General features: G+C 68.8%; 23 protein-coding genes. 9 read left to right on the forward strand and 14 right to left on the reverse strand.

Going from position 1 to position 20,592, the window contains the following annotated elements:
• The first annotated feature begins 92 nt into the window (after positions 1-92).
• From ACIPVN_RS03055 to ACIPVN_RS03065, 3 genes are read left to right on the forward strand one after another with little or no spacing between them, the layout of a single operon-like run.
• The gene (locus ACIPVN_RS03055; RefSeq protein ID WP_400439274.1) at positions 93-368 is read left to right on the forward strand and encodes a hypothetical protein; all 276 of its coding nucleotides are present in this window, start codon (positions 93-95) and stop codon (positions 366-368) included.
• Positions 369-381: 13 nt separating this feature from the next.
• Positions 382-1,470, forward strand: a complete 1,089-nt coding sequence (locus ACIPVN_RS03060; protein ID WP_400439277.1) for a GNAT family N-acetyltransferase — start codon at positions 382-384, stop codon at positions 1,468-1,470.
• The gene (locus tag ACIPVN_RS03065) at positions 1,467-2,543 is read left to right on the forward strand and encodes a GNAT family N-acetyltransferase (RefSeq protein WP_400439280.1); all 1,077 of its coding nucleotides are present in this window, start codon (positions 1,467-1,469) and stop codon (positions 2,541-2,543) included. The genes ACIPVN_RS03060 and ACIPVN_RS03065 overlap by 4 nt, the downstream gene beginning before the upstream one ends.
• 15 nt (positions 2,544-2,558) lie before the next feature.
• Here the strand turns inward: ACIPVN_RS03065 and mutM are convergent, their stop codons facing one another.
• From mutM to ACIPVN_RS03095, 6 genes are all read right to left on the reverse strand, one after another.
• Complete coding sequence (gene mutM / locus ACIPVN_RS03070; RefSeq protein WP_400439283.1) at positions 2,559-3,422, reverse strand: bifunctional DNA-formamidopyrimidine glycosylase/DNA-(apurinic or apyrimidinic site) lyase; 864 nt, start codon at positions 3,420-3,422, stop codon at positions 2,559-2,561.
• Positions 3,415-4,107 carry a ribonuclease III gene (gene rnc / locus ACIPVN_RS03075; RefSeq protein WP_400439286.1) on the reverse strand — a complete coding sequence of 231 codons (693 nt, stop codon included), beginning with the start codon at positions 4,105-4,107 and terminating at the stop codon, positions 3,415-3,417. Before rnc ends, mutM begins: the two co-directional genes overlap by 8 nt.
• Before the next feature lie 13 nt (positions 4,108-4,120).
• Positions 4,121-4,330, reverse strand: coding sequence for a 50S ribosomal protein L32 (gene rpmF, locus ACIPVN_RS03080; protein WP_247622624.1), 210 nt, complete (start codon positions 4,328-4,330; stop codon positions 4,121-4,123).
• Positions 4,331-4,332: 2 nt separating this feature from the next.
• Positions 4,333-4,881 carry a YceD family protein gene (locus tag ACIPVN_RS03085; RefSeq protein WP_400443295.1) on the reverse strand — a complete coding sequence of 183 codons (549 nt, stop codon included), beginning with the start codon at positions 4,879-4,881 and terminating at the stop codon, positions 4,333-4,335.
• 63 nt (positions 4,882-4,944) lie between these two features.
• Positions 4,945-5,442: a pantetheine-phosphate adenylyltransferase gene (gene coaD, locus ACIPVN_RS03090; protein WP_400439290.1), complete on the reverse strand. Its 498-nt coding sequence runs from the start codon at positions 5,440-5,442 to the stop codon at positions 4,945-4,947.
• Positions 5,443-5,495: 53 nt separating this feature from the next.
• Positions 5,496-7,670, reverse strand: coding sequence for an ATP-dependent DNA helicase RecG (locus ACIPVN_RS03095; RefSeq protein ID WP_400439293.1), 2,175 nt, complete (start codon positions 7,668-7,670; stop codon positions 5,496-5,498).
• Between the two features lie 61 nt (positions 7,671-7,731).
• Here ACIPVN_RS03095 and rsmD point away from each other — a divergent pair, with 61 nt between their 5' ends.
• Positions 7,732-8,337: a 16S rRNA (guanine(966)-N(2))-methyltransferase RsmD gene (gene rsmD, locus ACIPVN_RS03100; protein WP_400439296.1), complete on the forward strand. Its 606-nt coding sequence runs from the start codon at positions 7,732-7,734 to the stop codon at positions 8,335-8,337.
• On the opposite strand, the gene thiL is transcribed toward rsmD, so the two are convergent.
• Positions 8,307-9,302, reverse strand: a complete 996-nt coding sequence (gene thiL, locus ACIPVN_RS03105) for a thiamine-phosphate kinase (protein ID WP_400439299.1) — start codon at positions 9,300-9,302, stop codon at positions 8,307-8,309. The two genes, rsmD and thiL, sit on opposite strands and share 31 nt — an antisense overlap.
• A gap of 23 nt (positions 9,303-9,325) precedes the next feature.
• Between thiL and ACIPVN_RS03110 the strand changes: the two genes are divergently transcribed.
• The gene (locus tag ACIPVN_RS03110; RefSeq protein ID WP_400439302.1) at positions 9,326-9,811 is read left to right on the forward strand and encodes a DUF3515 family protein; all 486 of its coding nucleotides are present in this window, start codon (positions 9,326-9,328) and stop codon (positions 9,809-9,811) included.
• Between the two features lie 23 nt (positions 9,812-9,834).
• Positions 9,835-10,314: a hypothetical protein gene (locus tag ACIPVN_RS03115; protein ID WP_400439305.1), complete on the forward strand. Its 480-nt coding sequence runs from the start codon at positions 9,835-9,837 to the stop codon at positions 10,312-10,314.
• Here the strand turns inward: ACIPVN_RS03115 and ACIPVN_RS03120 are convergent.
• From ACIPVN_RS03120 to leuC, 6 genes are all read right to left on the reverse strand, one after another.
• Positions 10,289-11,371: a D-alanine--D-alanine ligase family protein gene (locus ACIPVN_RS03120; RefSeq protein WP_400439308.1), complete on the reverse strand. Its 1,083-nt coding sequence runs from the start codon at positions 11,369-11,371 to the stop codon at positions 10,289-10,291. The genes ACIPVN_RS03115 and ACIPVN_RS03120 overlap by 26 nt on opposite strands.
• Positions 11,277-12,392, reverse strand: a complete 1,116-nt coding sequence (locus tag ACIPVN_RS03125; RefSeq protein ID WP_400443296.1) for an NAD(P)H-dependent glycerol-3-phosphate dehydrogenase — start codon at positions 12,390-12,392, stop codon at positions 11,277-11,279. The genes ACIPVN_RS03120 and ACIPVN_RS03125 overlap by 95 nt, the downstream gene beginning before the upstream one ends.
• Positions 12,393-12,399: 7 nt before the next feature.
• On the reverse strand, positions 12,400-13,155 hold the full coding sequence (locus ACIPVN_RS03130; protein WP_400439311.1) for a lysophospholipid acyltransferase family protein: 756 nt from the start codon (positions 13,153-13,155) through the stop codon (positions 12,400-12,402).
• Positions 13,156-13,160: 5 nt separating this feature from the next.
• Positions 13,161-14,528, reverse strand: a complete 1,368-nt coding sequence (gene murA / locus ACIPVN_RS03135) for a UDP-N-acetylglucosamine 1-carboxyvinyltransferase (RefSeq protein WP_247622634.1) — start codon at positions 14,526-14,528, stop codon at positions 13,161-13,163.
• Positions 14,529-14,593: 65 nt separating this feature from the next.
• Positions 14,594-15,190: a 3-isopropylmalate dehydratase small subunit gene (gene leuD, locus ACIPVN_RS03140; RefSeq protein ID WP_400439315.1), complete on the reverse strand. Its 597-nt coding sequence runs from the start codon at positions 15,188-15,190 to the stop codon at positions 14,594-14,596.
• A 2-nt stretch (positions 15,191-15,192) separates the two neighbouring features.
• The gene (gene leuC, locus ACIPVN_RS03145; protein ID WP_400439318.1) at positions 15,193-16,632 is read right to left on the reverse strand and encodes a 3-isopropylmalate dehydratase large subunit; all 1,440 of its coding nucleotides are present in this window, start codon (positions 16,630-16,632) and stop codon (positions 15,193-15,195) included.
• 187 nt (positions 16,633-16,819) lie between these two features.
• Between leuC and ACIPVN_RS03150 the strand changes: the two genes are divergently transcribed.
• Positions 16,820-18,115: an O-acetylhomoserine aminocarboxypropyltransferase/cysteine synthase family protein gene (locus ACIPVN_RS03150; RefSeq protein ID WP_400439321.1), complete on the forward strand. Its 1,296-nt coding sequence runs from the start codon at positions 16,820-16,822 to the stop codon at positions 18,113-18,115.
• On the forward strand, positions 18,112-19,425 hold the full coding sequence (locus ACIPVN_RS03155; RefSeq protein WP_400439324.1) for an LLM class flavin-dependent oxidoreductase: 1,314 nt from the start codon (positions 18,112-18,114) through the stop codon (positions 19,423-19,425). Before ACIPVN_RS03150 ends, ACIPVN_RS03155 begins: the two co-directional genes overlap by 4 nt.
• A 16-nt stretch (positions 19,426-19,441) precedes the next feature.
• Here ACIPVN_RS03155 and ACIPVN_RS03160 read toward each other — a convergent pair whose 3' ends face one another.
• A complete protein-coding gene (locus tag ACIPVN_RS03160) occupies positions 19,442-19,939 on the reverse strand; it encodes a DUF427 domain-containing protein (protein ID WP_400439327.1) in 498 nt (165 codons plus the stop codon).
• A gap of 53 nt (positions 19,940-19,992) precedes the next feature.
• Between ACIPVN_RS03160 and ACIPVN_RS03165 the strand changes: the two genes are divergently transcribed.
• Complete coding sequence (locus ACIPVN_RS03165) at positions 19,993-20,589, forward strand: LON peptidase substrate-binding domain-containing protein (protein WP_400439330.1); 597 nt, start codon at positions 19,993-19,995, stop codon at positions 20,587-20,589.
• The last annotated feature ends 3 nt before the right edge of the window (positions 20,590-20,592 follow it).

Below are 20,592 nucleotides of genomic sequence, written 5' to 3' on the forward strand. Positions count from 1 at the left end.
TCTCGCGCTCTCTGCGCGTCCGTCCGTCCGGTCATCCGGTCGTCGACGCCGCGCTCTCCGCATTCTGCACACCCCTTTCGAAGGAAACCACCGTGAACATCACGCTGTCCCGCAACATCACCCACCCACCGGATACTCAGGACCGGACGGTCCTGCATATCCCCGAACCCGACGAACTTCGCGCGCTGTCGCTGGGCGATCGCCTGTCACTGCGGATCGGCCTCTGGCTGCTCCGCCGGGCGCAACGACCCCGCCGGCCGAAGCGCGAGTTCGCTCCGGCTGCGCCGCTGTTCCTCCACGAACTGCACCGTAGCCCACAGGAGAGCGCGGCGATCCTCGCGTACCACCTCCAGCGCCAGATGCATTGAGAAGGAGAATCTGATGAGCATCCCCCTCAGCGCCGGCGCGACGCTGCATCCGCTCGTGGTTCCGACCCGAGCGGATGCAGCGGACGCGGGCGAGTTCCGTGAACTCGCCCGCGTCCGCAACCTCGTCTACCGCGAACTCACCGGACGCGACGAGCAGGATCTGTCGCCGGCCGAGCTCCTCCCCCGATTGCGATCTCGTGAAGAGCAGACGACGCTCGTGTGGGCCGTTCGGCTCTCCGACGAGATCATCGGGCGCGTCGTCGTCGATCTCCCTCACGAGGCGGGGTCACGTGTGGCGATCGCGACCATCGAGCTACGCCCGCTCGCCTGGGGGCGCGGCATCGGGCGGGCGATCCTCCCTCACGTCGAGGAGGCGGCGCGTGCACACGGTCGCAGTGTCATCCAGAACTGGACGGAGCAACCCACCGCTGACGGCGCTCGCCTCGAATCGCCTACTGGGTACGGCAGCGTCCCGAACGACCACGTCGCCCGCTTCCTCACCCGCAGCGGCTTCGCGCTCGAGCAGGTGTACAGGATCAGCCTGCTCGACCTCGATGACCTCGCCCGCGCGCGGAGCGACGACCTCCTCGCCGAGGCGGAGGCCGCATCGAGCGGCTACCGGATCGTGCGCTGGACGCTGCCCACACCGGCCGAGCACCTCGACGGCTACGCCTGGTTGAAGTCGCGCATGTCGACGGATGCCCCGTCGGCCGACCTCGACGCCGATGAGGAGGCATGGGACGCGGCGCGCGTGCGCCGCATGGAGCGACGACAGGCCGAAGCCGGTCACACTCTTCAGGTCACCGCCGCCCAGCACATCGTCACGGGCGAACTCGCCGCGTTCACCGAGCTCGGCACAGGTACGGGCGGATCGACCACCACGATCCAGCACGACACGCTGGTGCTGCGCGAGCACCGCGGGCATCGGCTCGGGCTGCGGGTGAAATGCGCAGCGCTTCAGAGCTGGAGCGGTATCGCACCGACATCCGTCCGAGTCATCACCTACAACGCCGAAGAGAATCGGCCGATGCTCGCCATCAACGAAGCGATCGGCTTCACCGCGTGCGCCTACGAGGGCGCTTGGAAGAAGGAACTGACATGACCGCCCCGACGACGATCATCCCCCTCGCCGTTCCCCCGACGCTCGACGACGCCGACGCCGCGGGGTTCCTCGCCTACGGCGAGCTCGGACACCGGGTGTGCGACGAGATGGTCGGACTGCCCGATCTCGCACCGACGGCCGCGCAGATGCTACCCGCGTGGCAGGACACGACCGACACACTGCACACGGGCTTCCTCGCCCGACGCGGCGACCGCATCGTCGGTGCCGTCACCGTCGACTACGCCCAGGAGGCTGGGGCGCGGGCAGCCGAACTCGATCTGCTCGTGCCGCAGGAGCACTGGGGAGAGGGTGTCGAGACCGCGCTCCTGGATCGCGCGGAGCGAGAAGCGCACGCGAGCGGACGCGACATCCTCCAGATCTGGAGCCTGCACCGCCCGATCGAGGCTGATCGGATGCTGGTCCCGAAGACCGGGTGGGGACGAGTACCCGCGATCGCACTGACGGACCTTCTCGAGGCGCACGGCTACCGACTCGAGCAGGTCGAACGCAACAGCGAACTCGATCTCACCGCCAACCCGGCGCCGCTGCGCACCGCTCTGGAACAGGCCGAGAGCCGTGCCGGTTCCGACTACCGCCGCATCGAGTGGAACCTGCCGACCCCGTCGGAACTGCGTGAGGGCTATGCCGAAGTGCTCGCACGGTTGGTGACCGATGCGCCCAGCGGCGACATGGAGTTCGACGCCGAGGAGTGGGATGCCGCACGCGTCGCACGGCGTGATGCCCGCCTCACGAGCGCCGGCCAGATGGTCTCCGTCGCCGCGGTGGAACACGTGCCGACCGGCGCGATCGTCGCCTACAACGAGCTGCTCATCGGTGAGGACCGCACGGGCGTGACGCATCAGTTCGGTACACTCGTCGCTCGCGAGCACCGCGGGCATCGGCTCGGCACCATCGTCAAGTGCGCGAACCTGCTGCGGTGGCGCGAACTCGCGCCGGCCTCGACGCGCGTCTCGACCTTCAACGCCGAGGAGAACCGGCCGATGCTCGACATCAACGAGGCGATCGGTTTCGTGCCGGTGTCGTATGCCGGGGCGTGGCAGAAGAAGCTCTGAGTGCGGCCCGCCGGGTCAACGACGCCGCTGGCAGCGCGGGCAGTAGTGCGACGAGCGGTTCATGAAGGCCTCGCGTCGAATCGGTCCGCCGCAGCGCGGGCACGGCTTGCCCTGCCGCCCGTAGGCGTTCAACGAGTGGGCGAAGTAACCCGCCTGACCGTTGACGTTGACGTACTGCGCATCGAAACTCGTGCCGCCCTCGGCGAGGGCCTTGGCGAGCACGGATCGAACCTCGCCGAGCAGCCGGCGCACGGCCTGCGTCGACAATCGGTCGGCCGGGGTCTCGGGGTGGATGCGCGCGGCCCACAACGCCTCGTCGGCGTAGATGTTGCCGATGCCGCTGACGACCGTCTGGTCGAGGAGGACCCGTTTGATCGCGCTGCCGCGTTTTGCCAGAGCCGAGCGGAAGATCACGTCGTCGAAGAACGGATCGATCGGGTCGCGTGCGATGTGCAGCACCTGGGACGGCACGGCGCTCGAGCCGTCAGCGACGAGTGCGTCGACGGCGAGCGACCCGAATGTGCGCTGGTCGGCGAACACGACCGCCAGTTCGCCGTGCGTCGGATGCTCGATGTGCAGACGAATGCGCTCGTGACGCTCGGCCGAGGCGTCCGGGGCGCGCAGGAGCATCTGGCCGCTCATCCCGAGATGCGCGACCAAAGCGGAATCATCGGACTCGAGTGGCAGCCACAGGAACTTGCCGCGCCGCGAGGCGGTCATGACCCGGCGTCCCTCGAGACGACGCACGAAATCCGCAGCGCCGGCAGGATGCCGGGTGAGTGCGCGCTCGTCGAACACGCTGACACCCGTGATGATCGCGCCGGTCATGGCGGGAGCGAGCCCCGCTCGGACGACCTCGACCTCGGGAAGCTCAGGCACGTTCGCTGAGGAAGCGCCAGGCGCTGAGCGCCGCAGCCATCTCGGCCGTCTTCTTGCTGCTGCCCAGGCCGTTCATCCGTACATCACCGACGACGACCGTCGCCGTGAAGCGCCGGTCGTGATCCGGGCCGCTGGCGACCACGCCGTAGACGGGCGGCGTCGCACCGATGCGCGCTGCGAGCTCTTGCAGGCTCGTCTTCGGGTCCATCGCCGCGCCGTAGCGCTCGGGGTCGTCGAGCAGCGGTCGGGTCAGTCTCAACACGAGTTCGGTCGCCGCATCCGGACCCGCCGAAAGGTAGGTCGCGCCGATGACGGCTTCCATGGTGTCGGCGAGGATCGAGTCCTTGTCGCGACCGCCGGTCTGCTCTTCGCCGCGCCCCAACAGCAGGTGGCTGCCGAGGTCGATCCCTCGCGCCACCTCGGCCAGCGCCACCGTCGACACGACGCTCGCTCGGCGCTTGGCCAGCTGCCCCTCATCGAGTTCGGGGTGCGTCGTGAACAGCATCACGGTCACCGCCTGCCCGAGCACCGAGTCCCCGAGGAACTCGAGACGCTCGTTGTGCGGGATGCCGCCGTGCTCGTAGGCGTAGGAACGATGAGTGAGCGCCAACTCCAGAAGCTCCGCGTCGATATCGACGCGGAGCTTGGCTGGGAGAGGTCGCTTCGCCTCAGGGACCTCCGTCACGATGACTCGCGACTCAGACGTCAGCGACCTTGCGGCCCTTGTACTCGAGGAACAGCTCGGTGCCCTGCGAGTCGGTGACGACCTTCGCCTGGTGCGGACGGCTGTAGACGACCTTGCCGTTCTCGATCGTCTTCACGAGGGCGACGGGCGCCGCCTTCCACTGCGCGCGGCGCGAGCGGGTGTTCGAACGGGAAACCTTGCGCTTCGGGGGGTTACCAGCCATGACTAGCTCTCTTCTTTCTCGGCGGCGCGGCTCTGTGCCGTTCCGTCTTGGTCTGTGATCTGCTGGAGCGCACTCCATCGAGGATCGATGGGAGCGGCCTGCTCCGTTCCGGTGCTCGCGGTCAGCCTTTCGCCCGTTTCCGGGTCGAGACCCAGGCAACCCGGCTGACACACCGGCTGAAATGGAAGCGCCAAAACGGTCGCATCCCTGACGAGAGTTTCAAGATCCACGTGGTCGTCTTGAACCTCGAAGTCAGTTTCTTCCTCACCAGGATACGCGAAAAGCTCCTGGAACTCGACTTCGACGGGCCGAGCGATGTCGGTGAGGCATCGACCGCACACGCCGACGTACTCGGCGTCGGCCGCTCCGGAGACGAGAATCCCCTCGTGCACGGACTCCAGGCGCACGTCGAGGTCGAGGGTCGAGCCCTTCTCGAAGGAGACGATCCCCTCGCCCCACTGCTCGGGAAGCGTCACCGCGAAGGTATGCTCGCGCATCTCCCCCGGCCGCCGGACGATGTCGCGGACGGGCAGGATGAAGGGGCCGTTCAGTCGGGATCGCACCCGACAATGCTACCGGCCCTCACCCAGGCGGGGCTGGGCGAACGCTCCGTTTCAGATCCCGCGGGCGCCCGTGTCGAGGAACTCCGCCACCGCCGGCGGGACGAACGGGGAGATGTCGCCTCCGAGCGAGGCCACCTGACGGACGAGAGAACTCGACACCAGCGCGTGAGCGGGATCGGGCAGGAGGAACACGGTCTCGATGTCGGCGAGGTGACGGTTCACGATCGCCATCGGCGACTCGTAGGCCACGTCGATCTGAGAACGGATGCCTTTGACGAGAACTCCCGCATTCACGTCGCGCGCGTAGTCGACGAGCAGACCCATGCTCCAGGAACCGATGATGATGTTGCCGGGCATCCCGTCGTCGGCGATCGACCGCTCCAGCAACGACATGCGCTGCGCGATCGGGAGCATCGCCTCCTTGCCGGGGTTGTGCACGACGAGCACGTGGAGCTCGTCGAACAGGGTCGCGGCCCGCCGGATCACGTCGAGGTGTCCGAGCGTGGGCGGATCGAAGGAACCGGGGACGACGGCGATCCTGCTGCTCATGCCCACCAGCCTAGGGCACCTCTTCGATGAGCTCGCCGGAGCCGACGGCGAACTCAGTTCTTCGCGAGCGCGGCTCTGTCTTCGTCGCTCACACGCCGGAGGATCGCATCGCGCAGACCCGCGTGTCGCACGAGGTCAGGATCCGACGCGAGGATCTCCTCGCCCAGCTCGCGAGCGCGCACGATGAGGCCCGCGTCCTTCACGACGCGGAGGAGCTTGAGCGACGAGCGCACACCCGCCTGGGCGGCGCCGAGTACGTCGCCCTCGCCGCGCAGCTCGAGATCGACCTCGGCCAGCGCGAAGCCGTCGAGCGTAGCTGCGACGGCGTCGACGCGCTCTCGGGCGACGGAACCGGACTCGGCCTCCGTCACCAGGAGGCAGAGCCCCGGGACGCCGCCGCGACCGACTCGTCCACGCAGTTGATGGAGCTGGGACACGCCGAAGCGATCGGCGTCGAGCACGATCATCGTCGACGCGTTCGGAACGTCCACACCGACTTCGATCACGGTCGTCGCGAGCAGCAGATCGATCTCGCCGCGCGCGAACGCCTGCATGACCGCATCCTTCTCGTCGGACGGCATCCGTCCGTGCAGGACCGCACGTCGCAACCCGCCGAGTGTGGGATGGGTCGCGAGCGCCTCATCGAGCTGCACGACGCCCCAGCGCGGGCCGTTCGCACCTTCCGAGGCGACCGCCGGCTGCTCCCCCGCCTCGCCGGTCTTCTTCGCCGTGTCGATGGCCGCGCACACCGCGAAGACCTGGCGCCCCTGGGCGATCTCCTCCGCCGCGCGTTCCCAGACCCGGTTGAACCACCCGGGATGCTCGGCGAGCGGAGCGACGAACGACTCGATCCCCGCTCGTCCCGCCGGCATCGTCCGGATGACGGATGTGTCGAGGTCGCCGAAGACCGTCATCGCGACCGTGCGCGGAATCGGCGTCGCGGTGAGCACGAGTGCGTGCGGGCTCGAGCCCTTCGCCCGCAGTGCCTCGCGCTGCTCGACGCCGAAGCGGTGCTGCTCATCGACGACCACGAGCCCCAGGTCGGCGAACGTGGTCTTCTCGCCGAGGAGTGCATGGGTGCCGACCACGATCAACGCCTGGCCGGAGGCGACCCGCAGCGCGGCCTTGCGTCGCTCGGCAGCCGGCATCTGGCCGGTGAGGAGAGTCGGCATCACCAGCGGTGCCAGTTCGCGACCGAGCATCTTGGTGATCGAACGCAGATGCTGCCCGGCGAGCACCTCGGTCGGGGCGATGAGCGCCGCCTGTCCACCGCTCTCGGCGACCTGGAGCATCGCCCTCAGGGCGACGAGCGTCTTCCCCGAACCGACCTCGCCCTGCACCAGCCGGTTCATCGGCCACGCGCCGACCAGATCTTCGGCGACCTGAGCGCCGACCGTCTGCTGGTCGGGCGTGAGCGTATAGGGCAGCGCAGCGTCGAAGCGCTCGAGCAGCCCTCCCGGGGATGCGGCGCGCGGAGTCGCCGAGAGCGCGCGCACCGCGTCGCGCTGCTGGAGCAGAGCCGTCTGCAGAGTCAGCGCCTCGTGCATGCGCAGTGTGCGCACGGCAGGATCGATGTCGTTCTTGGTGCGGGGGCGATGGATGAGTTCGATGGCCTCGCGCGCGGTGAGGAGTTCCTCGCGGGATCGCACGGATTCCGGGAGCGGATCGGGCACGTCGACGAGCGCATCGATCACCCGACCGACGAATCTCGCGATCTGCCAGGTCTGCACCGTCGACGTCGCCGGGTAGATCGGAATCGGCACCGAAGCGCGGGCATCCGCACTGCGTCGAGCGGAATCCTCGTCATCGAACAACTCGTATTCGGGGTGCGCGAACTGGGTCACGCCGTTGAACTCGCCGACCTTGCCGGAGAACACGCCTCGCCGACCCACCGCGAGATCGTTCGAGCGCCACTCCGCCTGCCCGATGTTCTTCGCGAAGAACGTCAGCGACATCCGGCCGATGCCGTCGCCGATCACGACGTCCACCATCGCACCGTTGCGGTTGCGCATGCGACGGAAGCTCGATGAGAGCACCTCGGCGACGATCGTCACCGTCTCGCCGAGCGGCAGCTCGCGGATCGGAGTCAGCTCGCCCGGATCGGCATAGCGTCGCGGATAGTGCGAGAGAAGATCGCCCACCGTGCGCATCGAGAACGCTCGATCGAGCGTCTTCGCGGTCGTCGTACCCAACGCGTCGTCGAGCGACGAATCCAGGGTGAGCGACATGCATCGAGTCTAGGGAACGCCACCGACACCCGCGTCACTCGGGCTGTCGTATCGTGAACGGGTGACGAGGATCATCGCCGGTACGGCCGGAGGAACGCGCCTGGAGGTGCCGGATGCGGGCACCCGCCCGACGAGCGATCGGGTGCGCGAGTCGCTCTTCGGAGCGCTCGAGTCGTTCGGCGCCATCGATGAGGCCCGGGTGCTCGATCTGTACGCCGGTTCCGGCGCCTTGGGCCTGGAGTCGCTCAGCCGTGGTGCTCGGAGCGCCGATCTGGTCGAACGGGGGCGCGCCGCCGCGTCGATCGTGCGCAGGAACTCGGCGGCCGTCGCACGCGCCGGCGGAGTCGCCGTGGCCCGCGTGCACGAGAGCGCCGTGCATCCGTTCCTCCTGCGTTCGCAGGGCCCGTTCGACCTGGTCTTCACCGACCCGCCCTATGACCTCGACGACGAGGCGATGACGGCGGATCTCGTCGCGCTCGCGCCGCTGCTCTCCCCCGACGCACTGGTCGTTGTCGAGCGCGCACGCCGGTCGACCGCGCCGGATCTCGACGCCGCGGGGCTCGAGCTCGTGCGCGAGAAGACATACGGCGACACCACCGTGTGGTGGGCGCAGCCCCGCGAGGAACTGATCGATGATCAGCCCGCGGCGGAGTCCCAGTCGCGGTAGGGATCCCAGCCGCTGATGTCCACGGGCTCCCCGTCGCACAGCACCGCGCCATCGGATCGCTCGACCACGCGTCCGATCACACGGAAACCCGGGGCGAGCATCCCCTCGGGGAACGTGGCCAGCAGCGCGTGGTCCTCGCCTCCGGCCAGGGCGCGACGCGCATCCGGACCGAGCGCATGCCCGTCGAGGGCGAGGGTGACGCCGGAGGCATCCGCCAGGCGACCGGCGTCGAGCGCGAGCCCGTCGGACACGTCCATCATCGCGGTCGCACCCGCCACGGCGGCCATCGGTCCGAGACCGATCGGCGGCGACGGTCGCAGCTGGGCGGCGACCGCGGCCGCCTCACCGTCGCCGAGCCTCGACGGATCGACGGGGGCGGGCGTCTCGCCGTCGCGGAAACGGCCGAACAGCACCGCCAGCCCGAGGGCCGCCAGGCCCAGCTCGCCGGCGATCGCGACGGACTCGCCCGGTCGGGCACCCGAGCGTGTGACGGCAGGGCGCCCCTCGAGGTCTCCGAGGGCGGTGACCGCGACGGTCAGCACATCCGAGACCGTCAGATCGCCGCCGACCACGGCGCAGCCCGGCGCGAGCGCCGCACACGCTTCGCGGAAGCCGTCGGCCAGCCGCTCGACGAACGACAGCCGCAGATCGCGGGGAACGGCGAGGGCCACCAGCAGTGCCGTCGGACGAGCTCCCATCGCGGCGACGTCGGCGAGGTTGACCGCGGCCGCCTTCCAACCGAGGTCGTAGCCGGAGGTCCAGGCGAGACGGAAGTCCGGACCGTGCACGAGGGTGTCGGTCGTCGCGACCACCGAACCCGATGGGACGGAGATCACCGCCGCGTCGTCTCCGGGACCGAGGATCGTGTGCGACCCGGGCGGTGTGCGCGACAGGATGGCCCGCAGGATGCTCCCCTCCGAGAGCTCACCGAGCAGGGGGTCGTGGTTCTCGGGTCGGGAGGGCATGAACTCAAAGGTAGCCTGGAAGCATGCCCCTCTTCCGTCGCCTCGCTGCTGCCGTCGCGGTCACCGGAGCCTTTGCGGTCGCCCTCGCCGGATGCTCGACGACGATCCACCTCGAGCCCGCAGACGACGCGAACAACCCGGCCTGCGCGAATGTGTCGGTGCTGTTGCCCGAGAACGTCGCCGGCTTCGACCGCGTGTGGACGGATGCCCAGGCCACCGGAGCCTGGGGAGATCCGACGATCGTGCTCCGATGCGGCGTCGCCCCGCCCGCGCCGTCGGATCTCGTCTGCACCACGATCGGCAGCGTGGACTGGCTCGTGCTCGACCAGGAGGAGGAGCGTCAACGCCTGGTCACCTACGGGCGCGACCCCGCCGTCGAGGTCATCATCCGACGCGGTGCCGAGATCGACTTCCGCACGGTCGTCGAGAAGCTGTCCGCCAGCATCCAGCCCGGACTCGAGCGGGCGACCGCGAGCTGCACCGATCGCGTGGAGTCCCCCGCCGGCTGAGCGTGATCTCCTAGACTCGCGGCATGAATCCGCAGCCCGCGAACCGCACCGCCGTCATCGCCGCCGTCCTGGTGGGCGTCGGCGCTCTCCTCAGCTCCCTCGCCGGCTACCTCTTCGTGCTCGGCGGCGTGCCGAACGTCCCGAGGGTCTGGATCCTGCCCGATCCGATCGGGTGGGGCTTCGGCCGCGGAGGCTCTCCGCTCCCGGTTCTGGGCATGCTCCTGGCTCTCGTCGTGCTGAGCGGTCTGACCTGGCTGTTCGTGAGACTGATCGTCCGCGGAGCTCTTCCCGGACGCGGCGCCGCAGTCTTCTTCGGCACCTGGGGTGCCGTGATGATCGCGTCCGCGGCCGCCGGTCTCGTCCGGGCACCGGCAGACGCTTCCGCAGCAGCAGTACCCGCCGCAGTACCCGGGCACTCACCTGCACCCCGGCCAGCCTCATCCGCCGACAGCGGGCTGAGGCATCGCCCGTCGCCGATCAGCGACGCAAGCCCGCCTCGATGAGCTCCGAAATCAGGTCGCCGTAGCTGAGACCGGAGGCCACCCAGCACTTCGGGAACATCGAGATCGGGGTGAATCCCGGCATCGTGTTGAGCTCGTTGACGACCAGATCGCCCTCCGGAGTGAGGAACATGTCGACGCGTGCGAGCCCGCGACCGTCGACGGCCTCGAACGCGCTCACACCCGCGCTCTGGATCGCCGCGATCTCGGCATCCGTGAGCACGGCGGGGCACACGACGTCGACGCCGTCTCCCCCGAGGTACTTGCCCTCGAAGTCGTAGAAGCCGCGCGAGGTCAACACGATCTCGCCGGGCAGGGATGCGCGCACGCCCTCCGCGCCCTCGAGCACGGCCACTTCGATCTCGCGTCCGCTGACACCGGTCTCGATCAGCACTTTGTCGTCCTCGGCGAAAGCGATCGCGAGCGCCGCGTCGAGCTCCTCCGGCGCCTCCACCTTCGACACACCGACACTGGAGCCCGCGCGCGCGGGCTTGACGAACAGCGGCAAGCCCAGTTCGGCGGCCTGAGCGCGCACCGCGGCGGCATCCTGCTCCCACGCCCGGCGCCGCACCGTGACCCAGGGCGCCACGACGATGCCGGCGGCCTGCAGCGCGATCTTCATGAAGTGCTTGTCCATGCACAGCGCCGAGTCGAGCACACCGCCACCCGCGTACGGCACCTCGAGCGTGTCGAAGTACCCCTGGATCGTGCCGTCCTCTCCGTGCGGGCCGTGGAGGATCGGGAGCACCACGTCGATCTCGCCCAGACCGTCGATCGTTCCGTCGACGCGGACGACGCGCAGCGTGCGATCTCCTCCGGGTTCGGGCCACAGCACGCGGGTGCCGTTGTCGACGACCTCCGGGAGATGTGCGGCATCGAGGGGGAATTTGGCCGGGTCGTCGTCCTCCAGAACGAAGGCACCCTCACGGGTGATTCCGACCGGGATCACGTCGTAGCGACCTCGATCAATCGCGCCCAGCACTCCGCCCGCCGTTGCGGAACTGATCGAATGCTCGCTGGAGCGCCCTCCGAACAGCACCACCACCGTCTGCTTGTCCATGGTTGGTCCTCTCCCCCTGCGGGGTGTCGTCGTCCGTCGTCAGGTGGGGTGCGATGTCGCGCGGGCTCATTTTGCCGTCGAGCACCATCTTCACCTGTTCGACGATGGGCATGTGCACCTCGGACTCGCGCGCGAGCTGCAGGATCGGCGCGACGGACGCGAGTCCCTCGGCCGTCTGCTGCATCTGCTTGACGACGTCCTGGAAGCTGTACCCCTGGCCGAGCAGGCGCCCGGCCGTGTTGTTGCGGCTCAGCGGCGACTGGCAGGTGGCGATCAGATCGCCCAGACCGGCCAGGCCCTGAAGGGTCTCGGGGTGCGCACCGTTCGCCACCGCGAAGTCGGTCATCTCGACCAGACCGCGGGTGATGATCGACGCCTTCGTGTTCTCGCCGTAGCCGACGCCGTCGACGATCCCGATCGCGACCGCGATGAGGTTCTTGAGCACACCGCCGAACTCGGTTCCGATCACATCGGTGTTCACGAAGGTGCGGAAGTAGTCGTTGCGCGCCGCGCGGGCGACCGTCTCGGCCGTCTCCTGGCTGCGCGACGAGATGACGGCGGCGGTCGGCTGCTCCCGAGCGATCTCGAGCGCGAGGTTGGGCCCCGAAGCCACGGCCACACGATCGGGATCGCAGCGGAGTTCCTGTTGGATGACCTGACTCATGCGCAGCCCGGTGCCCCGCTCGACACCCTTCATGAGGCTGACGATCCTGGCGTCCGATCCGGCGAGCAACGGCCGCAGGGCCTTCAGGTTCTCTCGCAGCGACTGGCTGGGCACCGACAGGTAGACCTGGTCGACGCCCTCGAGCGCCGTCGCGAGCTCATGCGACGCCGCCATCGACCGCGGAAGGTTGATGCCGGGGAGGTATCGCGAGTTGCGCTTGGCCTCGTTGATCTCCTGCGCCAGTTCTGCACGGCGCGCCCACATGGTGACCTGGGCGCCGCCGTCGGCGAGGATCTTGCCGAAGGTCGTTCCCCAGCTGCCGGCGCCGATCACGGCGACGCGCGGCCCCTGGTTCATCGTTCGCTTAGGAGTCAAGACGCCCCGTCTCCTTCTGACCGTGCGTCGACGGGTTCCACCGCTCGGTAGGCGCCTTCTCGTCGCGCAACTCCTCGAGCAGGCCGGTGATCGCGTTCATCAACCGCGTCGTGGCCTCGTTCAGTGCGGCCTGGTCACCGCCCCGTCCCTGAAGGTCGGAGACGTCGACGGGGTCTCCGACGATCACGTCCACGGGCTTGCGGAGCGGCCACAGGCTCAGCCCCTTCTGGTACCGCCCCATGATCTCCTGGGTACCCCACTGGGCCATCGGGATCAGCGGGATGCCATCGGTCAGCGCGAGGCGGACCGCGCCGGATTTCCCGCGCATGGGCCACAGGTCGGGGTCACGGGTGAGCGTGCCCTCCGGGTAGACGATGACACCACGACCGTGCTCCACCAGCTCCTTCGATTGCAGCATCGTCTGCTTCGCCGCCGTCGCCGAGGAGGTCCGCGCTACGGGGATCATCCCCGTCCGACGCAGGATCCACCCGAGGACTGGCACCCGGAAGAGGCTCTCCTTCGCCATGAACCTCGGAGCGCGGCCGATCCGCCACACGGCGACCGCCACGATCAGCGGATCGAACTCCGAGTAGTGATTCGGCGCGAGCACGTATGCACCCTCACGCGGCAGCTTCTCCGGATTCCGCACCCGGATCTTGGTGATCAGGGACATCAGCGGAAGCACGATCGCTGCGACCGGCCAGAAGATGCTGGGCCGCGTCGTCTCCGGCGACCTGTTGCGCATCGGCGTCACCGGAGGACGTCGAAGTCCGCGCCGAGCGCGTCGAGCTTCGCGAGGAACTTCTCGTAGCCGCGGCTGAGGATGTCGACGCCCGAGACCTTGGACTCACCGGAGGCGGTGAGCGCCGCGATCACGTGGCTGTACCCGCCCCGGAGGTCGGGGACGACGATGTCGGCACCGTGCAGTGGGGTCGGCCCCGTGATGACGGCCGCCTGCTCCAGGTCGCGACGCGGAACGCGGCGCGGGCCGGCCTGCAGTCCTCGCGGGTGGACCACGATGTCGGCGCCCATCTTCACCAGCGCCTCGGTGAAGCCCATGCGGTTCTCGTACACGGTCTCGTGCACGACCGATCGACCGTTGGCCTGCGTGAGGGCGACCACGAGCGGCTGCTGCCAGTCGGTCATGAAACCGGGGTGGACATCGGTCTCGACGACTACGGGACGCAGCTCGCCCTCGCGGCGGAAGAGGATGCCGTCCTCCTGGATGTCGAACCATCCGCCGGCCTTGCGGAAGACGTTGAGGAAGGTGAGCATCTCCTGCTGCTTGGCACCGCCGACGAAGATCTCGCCGTCGGTGGCCAGAGCGGCGGAGGCCCAGGAGGCTGCCTCGTTTCGGTCGAAGATCGACCGGTGGTCGTAGCCACGGAGCTTCTCGACTCCCTCGATCACGATCACCCGGTTGGGCTCGTACGAGATGATCGCGCCCATCTTCTGCAGGACCGCGATGAGATCCATGATCTCCGGCTCGATCGCCGCGTTGCGCAGCTCCGTCACGCCCTCGGCGCGGACGGCCGTCAGGAGGACCTGCTCGGTCGCGCCGACGCTCGGGTACGGGAGGTGGATGTTCGCGCCGTGCAGGCGCCCGTTCGGGGTCGACAGACGGATGCCGCTGGGGAGCTTCTCGACGACGGCGCCGAACTTGCGAAGCGCGTCGAGGTGGAAGTCGATGGGGCGATCACCGATGCGGCAGCCACCGAGGTCGGGGATGAACGCCTGACCGAGGCGGTGCAGGAGCGGACCGCAGAAGAGGATCGGGATGCGCGACGCGCCGGCATGGGCATCGATCTCCTCGAAATGGGCGGACTCGACGTCGCTCGGGTCGAACACGAGGGCCCCGGGCTCGTCGCCCTCGGACACGCGCACGCCGTGCACTTCGAGGAGCGATCGCACGACCGCGACGTCGCTGATGGCCGGCACGTCGCGGAGGGTGCTGACGGTCTCACCGAGGAGGGAGGCGACCATCGCCTTGGTGGCGAGGTTCTTCGCCCCCTTGACGTCGACGCGGCCGCGCAGCGGGCGTCCGCCTCGAATCGCGAGGACGTCTCCGGTGAGTGCGGGGACTCCGTCCGGAAGAGCGTCGCGCACGGGTGTCGTCATTCGGAGCCTCACTTCAGTTCACTGTGTTCGGGGCGGGTGCCCCTCAGCCACCCGCCCCCACCGTGTTACTGAACGGGAAGGGTTCGGGGCCGCCACGACTCGCGACGGGCCTCGAACTGCGCGATCTTGTCTTCGTTGCGCAGCGTGAGCCCGATGTCGTCGAGCCCTTCGAGGAGCCGCCATCTAGTGTAATCGTCGATACCGATCTCGGCCTGGATGTCACCGATCGACGCGGTGCGCGCCTCGAGGTCCACAGTCATCCGAACCCCGGGATTCCGCTCGATCTCGGCCCAGAAACGCTCGAGATCCTCTTCGGAGATCGTCGCGGCGAGCAAGCCCTGCTTGCCCGAGTTGCCACGGAAGATGTCGGCGAAGCGCGGGCTGAGCACGACTTTGAACCCGAAGTCCCGCAGCGCCCAGACCGCGTGCTCACGGCTCGAACCGGTACCGAAATCGGGTCCGGCCAGCAGCACCGAAGCGCCCTGATACGACGTCTTGTTGAGCACGAACTCGGGGTCCTGCCGCCAGCCGTGGAACAGCGCATCCTCGAAGCCGGTCTTCGTCACCCGCTTGAGGAACACGGCGGGGATGATCTGGTCGGTATCGACGTTCGAGCGCTTCAGAGGGGCCGCGATGCCGGTGTGGGTGATGAACTTCTCCATGATCAGATCTCCAGATCGCTCGGACTCGACAGTGTTCCGCGGATGGCCGTGGCCGCCGCGACAAGGGGCGATACGAGATGCGTACGCCCGCCCTTGCCCTGTCTGCCCTCGAAGTTGCGGTTCGACGTCGATGCGCAGCGCTCCCCCGGTGCCAGCTGGTCGGGGTTCATGCCGAGGCACATCGAGCACCCGGCGAAGCGCCACTCGGCGCCGAAGTCCTTGATGATCCGGTCGAGCCCTTCGGCCTCGGCCTCGAGGCGCACACGCGCGGATCCGGGGACCACCATCACGCGCACCCCGTCGGCCTTCTTCTTGCCCTCGATGATCGACGCGAAGGCGCGCAGATCCTCGATCCGGCTGTTCGTGCACGAGCCCATGAAAACGGCATCCACCGGCACCTCCTTGAGAGGCGTTCCGGGCGTGAGGTCCATGTACTCGAGGGCGCGTTCTGCGGCGGCGCGCTCGTTCGGATCGGTGATCGCGGTGGGATCAGGCACCGCCGCCGAGAGCGAACTGCCCTGTCCGGGGTTGGTGCCCCACGTCACGAACGGCTCGAGGTCGTCGGCGTCGATGAACACCTCGGCGTCGAAGGCGGCCCCCTCGTCGGAGGGCAGCGTTCGCCAGTACGCGACGGCGTCCTCCCAGTCCTGGCCCTTCGGCGCGTGCGGCCGCCCCTCGAGGTAGTCGAAGGTGGTCTGGTCGGGCGCGACCATTCCGGCGCGGGCACCCGCCTCGATCGACATGTTGCAGATCGTCATGCGCCCCTCCATCGAGAGGGCGCGGATCGCGCTGCCGCGGTACTCGAGCACGTAGCCCTGGCCGCCGCCGGTGCCGATCTTCGCGATCACGGCCAGGATGATGTCCTTGGCGGTGACGCCCGGTCGCAGCGTTCCGTCGACGTTGATCGCCATCGTCTTGAACGGCTTCAGGGGCAGCGTCTGGGTCGCCATGACGTGCTCGACCTCGCTCGTGCCGATCCCGAAGGCCATGGCCCCGAAAGCACCGTGGGTCGAGGTGTGCGAGTCGCCGCAGACGACCGTGATGCCCGGCATGGTGAGTCCGAGCTGCGGCCCGACCACGTGCACGATCCCCTGCTCCGCGTCTCCCAGGGAGTGCAGGCGGACGCCGAACTCGGCGGCGTTGCGACGCAGCGTCTCGATCTGCGTGCGGCTGGTGAGATCGGCGATCGGTTTATCGATCTCCCACGTCGGCGTGTTGTGGTCCTCCGTGGCGATCGTGAGGTCGAGGCGACGCAGCGGTCGCCCTTCCGAGCGCAGGCCGTCGAAGGCCTGCGGACTGGTGACCTCGTGCACGAGGTGCAGGTCGATGTAGATCAGATCCGGCTCGCCGTTCTCGCCCTTGACGACCAGGTGGTCGTCCCAGACCTTCTCGGCCAGGGTTCTCGGGCGTGAGGAATCGACGTCGACAGCGGGGGTGTTCATGGCTCTTCTCCTGAAGCTGGCGGTTCGGCCCACGATGGACTCCGCGACGAGGAGGGGCTCAGAACGAGGTCTCGTCGCGGCCGCTAAGAAGGAGCACGATCCGCATGACGTCAGGTTACCACCGCTTCGGCGCCCGATGACGCGCCGTGACACTCTACTGTTCACCCGAATCATCGAGAGGCATCGCATGACCGCCGACAACGCCCGCTTCGCGACTCGTGCCGTGCACGCCGCGCGGACGCGAGACACCGCCTCCGCGCGCGCGACACCGATCTACCTGACCGCCGGTTTCGAATTCGACGACTTCGACCAGGCCGCCGATCACTTCGGCACCGGCGCCGGCTTCGGTTACACCCGCACGGGCAATCCGACCGTCCGGGCCGTGGAGCGGCAGATCGCGGCACTCGAGTCCGGGGCGGACGCCCTGCTCGTCGCGAGCGGTCAGGCGGCGGTCGTGACCGCCCTTCTGACCGTCGCCGGCGCCGGCGACCACATCGTCTCGTCGACGCACATCTACGAGGGCAGTCGCGGCCTCTTCCTCGACAACCTCTCCCGTCTGGGGATCGAGACGACCTTCGTCGACGACATCGCCGATCCGGATGCCTGGCGTGCCGCCATCCGTCCGAACACCCGGGCCCTGTTCGCCGAGTCGATCGCGAACGCCCGCAATGACATCCTCGACATCACCGCGGTCGGTGCGGTCGCCGACGAGTCCGCGATCTCGTTGATCGTCGACAACACCCTCGCGACACCGTTCCTCGTACGTCCGCTCGAGCACGGGGCGGCGGTCGTGGTGCACTCGGCCTCGAAGTTCCTGGCCGGGCACGGCTCGGTGCTCGGCGGCGTGATCGTCGATGACGGCCGCTTCGATCCGGCGTCCGCCGGGCACAATGCGCCCCACCTCGTCCTCCCGGGCAGGAACGGCGAGCCGAGTGTCGCCGCACGGCACGGCGGGAGCGCGCGGATCGCGTATGCCCGAGAGACCGTAGCTCCTCGATTCGGCGCCTCGCCCTCCCCTCTCAACGCCTTCCTCATCGGCCAGGGCGTCGAAACGCTCGGGCTGCGGGTCGAACGCCAGTCGCGCAACGCCCAAGCCGTCGCCGAGTGGCTGTCGGCGCATCCTGACGTCGAGAGCGTGGACTACGCCGGTCTCCCCTCGCATCCCGACCACGCGACGGCTGCGCGCTACCTCGAGGGCGGGTTCGGCTCCATCTTCACCGCCACCCTTCGTGGTGGCCTCCCGGCCGCACGCGACTTCATCGAGAACGTCGACGTCTTCACCCACATGACGCACATCGGCGACGTCCGCTCCTTGGTGCTGCATCCGGGCACGACCAGCCACTCCCGCCGTACCGAGGAGGAGCGCCTCGCCCTCGGCGTGCGCCCGGGCACTGTTCGGCTTTCGATCGGCATCGAAGACATCGACGACCTCCTCGGCGATCTGTCGCGCGTACTCGAGACCGCGCGGGAGGTCGTCGCATGAGCCGCCCGCAGCACTTCGGCTGGTTCCTCGCGCGCGGCTTCGGGCCGCAGGGATGGGGCTACCCCTCTCTCGACTGGGATTACAACTGGACCCGCCCCGAGATCTACCAGGAGGCCGCCCGCACACTCGAGCAGGCCGGATTCGATCTGGTCATCATCGAGGACAGCCCCTCCCTCGGTTCGCCCTCGACCATCGAGTCGCGCGTGCGCCACGCCTTCGGCGGGCCCAAGCACGACCCTCTGCTGCTCGCTCCCTACCTGTTCCAGGCGACGAAGCACCTCGGAGTGGTGCCCACGGTGAACCCCGCGGCGTCCCTGCCGTTCACGTCCGCCCGCCAGTTCGCGACGCTCCAGCATCTGAGCGGACATCGACTCGGCCTGAACGTCGTCACCGACACCGGGAGCGCCCGCCACTTCTCCGGCGCGGCGCAGCTCGGGCACGACGAAGCGTACGACCGCGCAGAGGAGTGGCTCGACGGCATCCGCGCGCTCTGGCGCAGCTGGGACGACGGAGCCCTCGTGCTCGATCGTGACACAGACGTCTATGCCGACGGCTCGAAGCTGCGCCCGGTAGAGCACCGCGGCCGCTACTACTCCTTCGACGGGCCGCTCAACGCGATTCCCTTCACCGACGGCGAGCCGGCGATCGTCTCGCCGGGCGGATCCGGCCGCGGCCTCGGCTTCGCGGGCGCGAACTCCGACGTGCAGCTCGCACTCGCGCCGCTGAACGAGCAGTCGGTGCGGGCCTATCGCAAGAAGATCCACGACGCGGCGATCGAACGCGGACGCCGCCCGGAGGACATCAAGATCCTCTTCGCCATCCAGCCGGTCATCGTCTCCTCGCCCGAAGAGGCGGACCGGATCGTGGCTGCCTCGGCCCATCCCGACGACGCCGCCCTCGAGCAGATCGCGCGCAAGCAGTCGAGCGACCTCGAGACCGATCTCACCGGACTCGACCTCGACCGTCCGCTCGATCCCTCGATCTTCGGCGCGCACGTATCCCGCGGAAGCATCCAGCGCCTGATCGGCGACCGCGGCGAGGACGCACCTCTGCGCGCGCACCTCGCCGCCCTCGCCCGCACCGGACGCATCAGCGATCGGAGCGGATTCGTGGGGACGGCAGAGGAGTTCGCCGACCTGATCGAGGAACTCGGCGAGTGGGGCAACGACGGCGTCCTGCTCTGGGGCGATTTCCACCCGGTGACCCTGCACCGCACGCTCGACGAGCTGGTGCCGATCCTCCGGCGGCGCGGCATCCTGCGCCGCGAGTACGCCGACGGCGGGCTGCAAGCGAACCTGCGGGCGTTCTGATCCCGGTCGGCGGGAACTACCAGCTTATCGAGCCCGGGATCCCCTTGAACGGCCCCACGACGGCGGAGGTGACCCACCCGCCGTAGAAACCACCCGGCTGCGGGACGACGACCTCTCCGCCGACCGTGCATTCGTCCATGGGCCCGGCGTACACGGCGACGCGATCCACGAGGACCTCGAAGCCCGGAGTCGGCTGCGGGTAGTTCCATGCCGCACCTGCGCGCAGGATCCCCCCTCCGCGGACGTCGAGATACCGAGCCGCGCCCTTGAACTCGCAGAACGACGACCCCGGCGCGTCGGTGAGCGCGCCCGGTACGAAGTCCGCGATCGGGACGTAGTAGACCGGCGGGTGACTCGTCTCGAGCACTCTCATCGCCTGGTGCGTGTCCGCGATCAGCTCGCCGCCCAACCGGATCGTGACGCGATCCGTTACGGCCTCCACCCGAGGCGGCCGCGGGTAGTCCCACACCGATTCCTGGCCGGGCGCGGGAGTGATCGGGAGCGGTCTGCGCATCTCTTCACTGTACGTCGCTGGCCTCCGCGCGGCACGCGGTGTTGACTGATCACATGAACGCGACGCCGATGTTCCCCCTCGGTTCGGTGCTGTTCCCGTACACCCCGCTCCCGCTGCGCGTGTTCGAGACCCGGTACCTCACCATGATCGGGAGGCTCCTCGACGAAGAGGACCCGGAGTTCGGCGTCGTTCTGATCGAGCGGGGTGCCGAGGCAGGCGGGGGTGATCAGCGCAGTCGCGTCGGAACCCTGGCGCGGCTCGTCAGCGTGTCCGCCGAAACCGAGGTGCTGCATGCACTCGCCGTCGGCACGGAACGCTTCCTGGTCGAGCGGTGGCTCGACGACGACCCGCACCCGCAGGCCCAGCTGACCCCGCTCCCGGATCTGGAGTGGCACGACGGATTGGCTCCCCTGCTCGCCGAGGGCGAGGCGATCGTGCGGCGCGTGCTCGCGCGAGCACCCGAAGCGCGCTGGGACCCGAACACCGAACTCTCCGATGATCCCCTCGCCGCGTCCTGGCAACTCGCCGCGATCGCCCCGCTCGGCGAGTACGATCGCTATTCGCTTCTGCAGTCGGAATCGGTCGGGGCACTGCTCCGTCAGACGATCGACGCCACCCTCGATGCCGAGATCCTCTGGTCGGCGGAGTGATCC

This window comes from Microbacterium sp. NPDC090003 (assembly GCF_044748385.1).
Classification (GTDB): domain Bacteria; phylum Actinomycetota; class Actinomycetes; order Actinomycetales; family Microbacteriaceae; genus Microbacterium.